We start from the raw sequence: 6,567 nt of genomic DNA on the forward strand, positions 1-6,567 counted from the left end.
CCGCGCGCCCTGACGCTCCCCTCGCCTTTCCCCAACATCCCCTCTCCCCGGCCCTCTCCCCAATGGTGGAGAGGGAGATGAAGGAAGCAAACGTCATGCCCAAAGTCCTGATTTCCGACAAAATGTCCCCGCTCGCCGCCCAGATCTTCCGCGAACGCGGGGTCGAGGTGGACGAGATCACTGGCAAGACCCCCGATGAGCTGAAGGCGATCATCGGCGATTATGACGGGCTTGCCATCCGCAGCTCGACCAAGGTGACCAAGGACATTCTGGCGCACGCGCCGAACCTCAAGGTAATCGGCCGCGCGGGCATCGGCGTCGACAATGTCGATATCCCCGCGGCGTCTGCCCAGGGCGTGGTGGTGATGAACACGCCGTTCGGCAATTCGATCACCACCGCCGAACACGCGATTGCGCTCATGTTCGCGCTCGCGCGGCAATTGCCCGAGGCGGACGCCTCGACCCAGGCGGGCAAGTGGGAGAAGAACCGCTTCATGGGGGTCGAGCTGACCGCCAAGACGCTGGGGCTGATCGGCGCGGGCAATATCGGCTCGATCGTCGCCGATCGCGCCCAGGGGCTCAAGATGAAGGTCATCGCCTTTGACCCGTTCCTCAGCCCCGAACGTGCGGTCGAGATCGGGGTCGAAAAGGTCGAGCTCGACCAGCTGCTCGCCCGCGCCGACTTCATCACGCTGCACACGCCGCTCACAGACCAGACGCGCAACATCCTGTCGGCGGAAAATCTCGCCAAGACCAAGAAGGGCGTGCGCATCATCAATTGCGCGCGCGGCGGCCTGATCGACGAGGTCGCGCTCAAGGCGGGGCTCGATTCGGGGCATATCGCGGGTGCCGCGCTCGACGTGTTCGCGACCGAACCCGCGCACGAACATCCGCTGTTCGGCACCCCCAATTTCATCTCGACCCCGCATCTCGGCGCGTCGACCAGCGAAGCGCAGGTCAATGTCGCACTTCAGGTCGCCGAGCAGATGGCCGATTTCCTGGTCTCGGGCGGCGTCACCAATGCGCTCAACATGCCCAGCCTGTCGGCGGAGGAAGCGCCGCGGCTGAAACCCTATATGGCGCTCGCCGAAAAGCTCGGCAGCCTGGTCGGGCAATTGTCGCACGGCTCGATCCCGCGCATCTCGATCCACAGCGAGGGCGCGGCCGCCGAATTGAACCAGAAGCCGATCGTCAGCGCGGTGCTCGCCGGCTATCTGCGCGTTCATTCGGACACGGTGAACATGGTCAACGCGCCCTTCCTGGCCAAGGAACGCGGCATGGAAGTGCGCGAGGTGCGCACCGAGCGCGAGGGCGATTACCACACGCTGATCCGCGTGTCGGTCAAGACCGATGCCGGCGAACGATCGGTCGCCGGCACGCTGTTCGGCAACGAGGCGCCCCGGCTGGTCGAGCTGTTCGGGATCAAGGTCGAAGCCGACCTGGCGGGTCACATGCTCTATGTCGTCAATGAGGACGCGCCCGGTTTCATCGGCCGCATCGGCACGCTGCTCGGCGAATCGGGCGTCAACATCGGCACTTTCCACCTCGGCCGCCGCGATACCGGTGGCGAAGCGGTGCTGCTGCTCTCGGTCGACGATCCCGTCACCCCCGACCTCATCACCCGCGTCCGCGCACTCCCCGGCGTGAAGACGGTCATGGCGCTGAAGTTCTGATCGATGCCAAAAAGCCCTCTCCCCTCTGGGGAGAGGGTTGGGAGAGGGGCCGGTGCGGCAAAAGACCAACGAAGCGATGCTCGCGCACGCTCGCGCCATGCGCTCCGCACCAACCCCGTTCGAACAGAAACTTTGGCATGCACTCCGCGCCAAACGCTTCAACGGCGTGAAGTTCGGTCGGCAGGTCGTTATCGGGCCCTATAGCTTCGATTCGTCGCCCGCTCGCGCAAACTGGTTATTGAGGTTGATGGCGACACGCACGATAGCGACAACGCCCGGGACGAACGCCGGACGGCATGGCTGAACGAACAGGGATATCAGGTGATACGTCTTACCAACCGGGATGTGGCAGGGAATTTGGAGGGCGTGCTGACCGCGATCGAGCTTGCGCTGGCGGCACGGCCCCTCTCCCAACCCTCTCCCCAAGGCGGAGAGGGCTTGAGCCGATGACCGGTCTGCTGCCCGAGGGATTTCACGACCGCTTGCCCCCCGTTGCCGACGCGGCGGCGCGGCTGGCGCGGCGCATCCTCGATACCGCGCATGGCCATGGCTATGAACAGGTCGACGCGCCGCTCGTCGAGTTCGAGGACGCGCTGGCCGGACGATTGAAGGCCGCGTCGGCCAAGGACGCGGTGCGCTTCGTCGATCCGGTGTCGCAGCGCACGCTGGCGATCCGCCCCGACCTGACCGCGCAAGTGGGGCGGATCGCGGCGACGCGCATGGCGCATCATCCGCGCCCTGTGCGGCTCTCCTATGCCGGCCCGGTCATCAAGCTGCGCGCGGGCGAGCTCGACCCGGCGCGCGAGCGGATGCAGATCGGCGCCGAGCTGATCGGCCTCGACAGCGTCGCCGCCGCACGCGAGGTCGTGGGCCTCGCCGTCGAGGCGCTGGCAGCCGCCGGCGTCACCGGCGTCTCGATCGATTTCACCCTTCCCGACCTGATCGACACGATCGCCGGCGACCGACTGAGCCCGGCGGCGCTGGCAAAGCTGCGCGAGCGGCTGGATGCCAAGGATGCGGCCGGGGTGGCACAGATCGATGCCGGTTTCCTCCCGCTCATCGAGGCCGCCGGGCCGTTCGATGCGGCGATTGCGCGGTTGCGCGCCTCGCCGCACGGCGCGATCCTTGCTACCCGGCTTGACGGGCTGGCGGAGATCGCCGCCGAATTGAATGGTGGCGTCGCGCTGACGCTCGATCCGACCGAGCGCCACGGCTTCGAATATCAGAGCTGGCTGGGTTTCTCGCTGTTCGCCGGCGGCGTGCGCGGTGAGATCGGGCGTGGCGGCACCTATATGATCGTTCACCCCTCGGGCGTCGAGGAACCCGCGATCGGCTTTTCGCTCTATGCCGATCCGGTGCTCGATGCCGGCCTCGGCCCTGTCGAGCGGCGGCGGCTGTTCCTCCCGGTGGGAAGCGATCCAGCGGCCGCTCGTGATCTGCGCGCGCAGGGCTGGGTAACGGTCGCCGCACTTACCCCTGACGACACGCCCGCGGCACAACTCTGCACCCACCAGCTGACAGCGCACGGCCCGGAACCCCTGTAACCGGCGGTTACACGGGCACGCTCATCCCCTCATCGTCATCCCGGCCTTGTGCCGGGGGATCAGGGGAAACTAGCCGATTTGCGTCCCCTGTCCCGTTTGCTTCGAGCGAAGTCGAAAAGCGTGTCTCGACTTTGACTTTCAAGTCAAAGTTTATCCTGAGCGCCTGCCTTGGCAGGCAGTCGAAGGGCTCGACACGAACGGGTTGATGCGCCGTCGAAGCCCCGCTCACGCCCGCTTGTCGATCGCCTCCGCCGCTTCGGTCATCAGCGTCGCGATGATATCCGCGACGGGTTCCTCGCACGTCACCATGCCGACCGACTGGCCGGCCATCAGGCTGCCATGTTCGATGTCGCCGTCGATCACCGCGCGGCGCAGCGCGCCCGCCCAGTAATGCTCGATCTGCAGCTGCGCCTCCGCCATCGCCACCTGGCCCTCGTCCAGCAGGGCGGCGACCTCGCGCTGCTTGGCGGTGAACAGCTCGGTCCCCGCGTTCTTGAGCGCGCGCACCGGAATGACCGGCAGGCGGGGATCGACCTGGACGCTGGCGATCGCGTCGCGGGCGGAGGCACGAAAGAACGCCTTCTTGAAATTGGGGTGCGCGATCGATTCGGTCGCGCACGCAAAGCGCGTGCCGAGCTGGACCCCCGCGGCCCCCATGTCGAGATAGCTCGCGATCGCCTCGCCCCGGCCGATCCCGCCGGCGACGAACACGGGCAGCTCGCCCGCGACCACCGGCAGGATTTCCTGCGCCAGCACGCTGGTCGAAACCGGGCCGATGTGACCACCGGCCTCCATCCCCTCGATCACCAGCGCGTCCACCCCCGACCGCATCAGCTTCTTGGCGAGGCTCAGGGCGGGAGCGAAGCAGATCACCTTCGCCCCCGTCGCCTTGATCGCATCCAGCGACCCCGCCGGCGGCAATCCGCCCGCCAGCACGATATGGCCGACACCGTGCCGGCCGCACACCGCGATCAGGTCCTGCAGCTGCGGATGCATGGTGATCAGGTTGACGCCGAACGGCCGGTCGGTCAGCGCCCGCGTCGCCGCGATCTCGGCGTCGAGCAAGTCGGGCGACATCGCGCCGCATGCGATGACGCCGAAGCCGCCGGCATTGGACATCGCTGCGACCAGGTTGCGTTCGCTGACCCACGACATCGCGCCGCACAGGATCGCGACGTCGCTGCCCAGAAATTCGGCGCCGCGCGCCATGCGACGGTGGAGGCGCGCCCGTGCGGAGGTGAGGTCGGTCATCCCCGCCGCCTAGACGCGGCTCCGCGCCCGCGCAAGCGGGCCGCAACCGGCGGACGGCTCAGCGCGCGGGTGCCGCTTGCGCCGCCGCCGCCAGCACCGCCTCGTCGGGCAGCACCACCAGGCTCCAGTCGCGTTCGGGGCGCAGGTAGCGCGCCGCCAGCGCCTGAAGCGCCTCGGGCGTCACGTCGCGCAGGTCGGTGCCGAGCGTGCCGATCGCCGCCAGCCGCTTCGGATCGCCCGTTCCGCCCGCGGTCTGCTGCATCCAGAACTGGTTGCCGGTCGCGCTGCGCTGATAGAATTGCAGCACCGGGGCCTGGGCGCGGCGCAATTCGTCCATCTCGACCGGCCGCGCGACCAGGTCGGCCGCGATCTCGCGCGCCAGCGTGAAGAAGTCGCGGGTGCGGTCGGGGGGGATCATGCCGATCGCCAGCATCGTGCCGCCCGCCGACATGCCGACCGGCCATTGGTTGACCACGTTGGGGGTGTAGGACAAGCCCGCCTGCGACCGCAGCCGGTCGAGCAGCCGGTCGCGGAAGATCGCAGCCAGGATCTCGAGCCTGCGGCTCTCGCCCAGCGCGTCGCTGCCGCCCCCGGTCGGCCACGCGATGACCGCTGCGGCCTGGTTGGGCTGGCCGGTGTGGCGGCGCACGACGGGCTCGGCGACATGATCGGGAAAGCGGACCGGCGGCGGCGCCAGTGCCACGGGCGCGCGGGGCTTCATCGCGCCGATCGTCGCCGCCACCGCCTGCACCGCTGCGTCGGGCGCGACGTCGCCGAACACCTGGACCTCGATCGGCCCGCTCGCCAGCAACGGCGCCCACAGGTCGCGGAAGGTCTTCGCGTCGAGCGCCTCGATCTGCGCGCGGGTCGGCGCGCCCCAGCGCGGGTCGCCGTCATGGAGCAGGCGCTCCAGATCGCGGCTCAGCACCGCGTCGGGCGACGCCGACAGGCTGTCATAGCTGGCCAAGAGCACCGCCTTCACCCGCGCGACCGGCTTTGGATCCCAGGCGGGATAGTCGAGCTTGGTCGCGATCAGCCGGAGCTGATCCTTCAGGTCATCCGCGGTCGTCAGCCCGCCCAGCACGAACGCATCGTCGTCGATCGCGAAGTCGAGGCCCAGCCGCCGCCCCGCGGTGATGCGGTCGAGCTCCTCCTGACCCAGCTTGCCGATGCCGCCCGCGATCAGCGCAAGGTCGGCGGCATAGGCGGGCACCGCGCGGTCGGCGGGCAGCGCGTTGAGCCCGTTGCCAAAACGTACGCGGACATAGACCTTGCCCGTTTCCCCCGCATTGGGGAACAGCAACAGCTTGGCGCCATTGGCGAAATCGATCTGCTCGATCGCCGGGCTGGTGAGCGCGGTGGTGCGCGCGACCACCTTGCCGGGCCGGCCCAGCCGGGGCAGGTCGTCGATCGACACGTCGCGCACCTTGCCCCGTGTCGCCGCCACGGCGGACACATCGGCGTCGAGCGCGGCGGCAAGCCGGGTGGCGGCGGTGGCGTCCGGCGCGGGCGTGCTGACGATCGCGCGCGTCGCGACGCCGGTAAACGCCTTTTTCGCGGCGGCCTGCACGCGCGCCGGGGTGAAGAAGTTCTGGGCGACCGCGCCCTCGAAGATCTGCAGCGACGTCTGCGGCCCCGCCACGGTTTCGCGGATGTCGACCGCGCTGACCAGATTGTCCGCGATCCGCGCGCCCGCCTCGACCGGCGCGGTGGCGACCGCGTTCTTCATCGCCGATTCGATCACCGCCAGCTCGCGCGCGATCTCGCTCGGGGCGATCGGGGTGCGCACCGCCTCGTCGATCGTCGCGCGCACGTCGCGCAACGCCGCCTCCCAATCGTTGCCGAGCGGCAGGATCGACAGCGAGGTGACATTGGCGGAGCGCGAGATGTCGTCCAGCTCCGCCCCCGCGCTGATGTAACTGGCCCCGCCGCGCGCGCGGCTTTCCAGCCGCCGGTTGACCACCTGCACCGCGACCAGCTCGACCATGCGCTCCTGGTTGAACAGGATGGTGTCGTCGCCGACCGTCCATGGCCGCACGATCGCGGCGGACACCAGGGTCGGCAGCGCCGGCTCGACGATCGCGGCGGTCGCCGGCCCG

The 6,567-nt window shown here is 68.9% G+C and carries 4 protein-coding genes and 1 pseudogene; 3 read left to right on the forward strand and 2 right to left on the reverse strand.

From position 1 onward, the window contains the following. Positions 1–95: 95 nt before the first annotated feature. The 3 genes and pseudogenes from serA to AX709_RS02450 all read left to right on the forward strand — a co-directional run bounded on the left by serA (position 96) and on the right by AX709_RS02450 (position 3,217). On the forward strand, positions 96–1,673 hold the full coding sequence (serA, locus tag AX709_RS02445) for a phosphoglycerate dehydrogenase (protein ID WP_066546465.1): 1,578 nt from the start codon (positions 96–98) through the stop codon (positions 1,671–1,673). A gap of 97 nt (positions 1,674–1,770) precedes the next feature. Next, positions 1,771–2,123, forward strand: a pseudogene (locus AX709_RS18095) (endonuclease domain-containing protein). Next, positions 2,120–3,217 carry an ATP phosphoribosyltransferase regulatory subunit gene (locus AX709_RS02450; protein WP_066546457.1) on the forward strand — a complete coding sequence of 366 codons (1,098 nt, stop codon included), beginning with the start codon at positions 2,120–2,122 and terminating at the stop codon, positions 3,215–3,217. The pseudogene AX709_RS18095 and the gene AX709_RS02450 overlap by 4 nt, the downstream one beginning before the upstream one ends. Positions 3,218–3,442: 225 nt before the next feature. Here the strand turns inward: AX709_RS02450 and AX709_RS02455 are convergent, their stop codons facing one another. Beyond that, positions 3,443–4,468 (reverse strand): NAD(P)H-dependent flavin oxidoreductase, encoded by a 1,026-nt coding sequence (locus tag AX709_RS02455; protein ID WP_066546459.1) that lies wholly within the window; start codon positions 4,466–4,468, stop codon positions 3,443–3,445. Positions 4,469–4,526: 58 nt separating this feature from the next. Continuing rightward, positions 4,527–6,567: insulinase family protein (locus AX709_RS02460; protein WP_066546462.1), on the reverse strand; the 2,041-nt coding region annotated here is incomplete at its 5' end.

The sequence above is a fragment of the Sphingomonas sp. CCH15-F11 genome, from assembly GCF_001557005.1.
In the GTDB taxonomy this organism is placed as follows: Bacteria; Pseudomonadota; Alphaproteobacteria; order Sphingomonadales; family Sphingomonadaceae; genus Sphingomonas.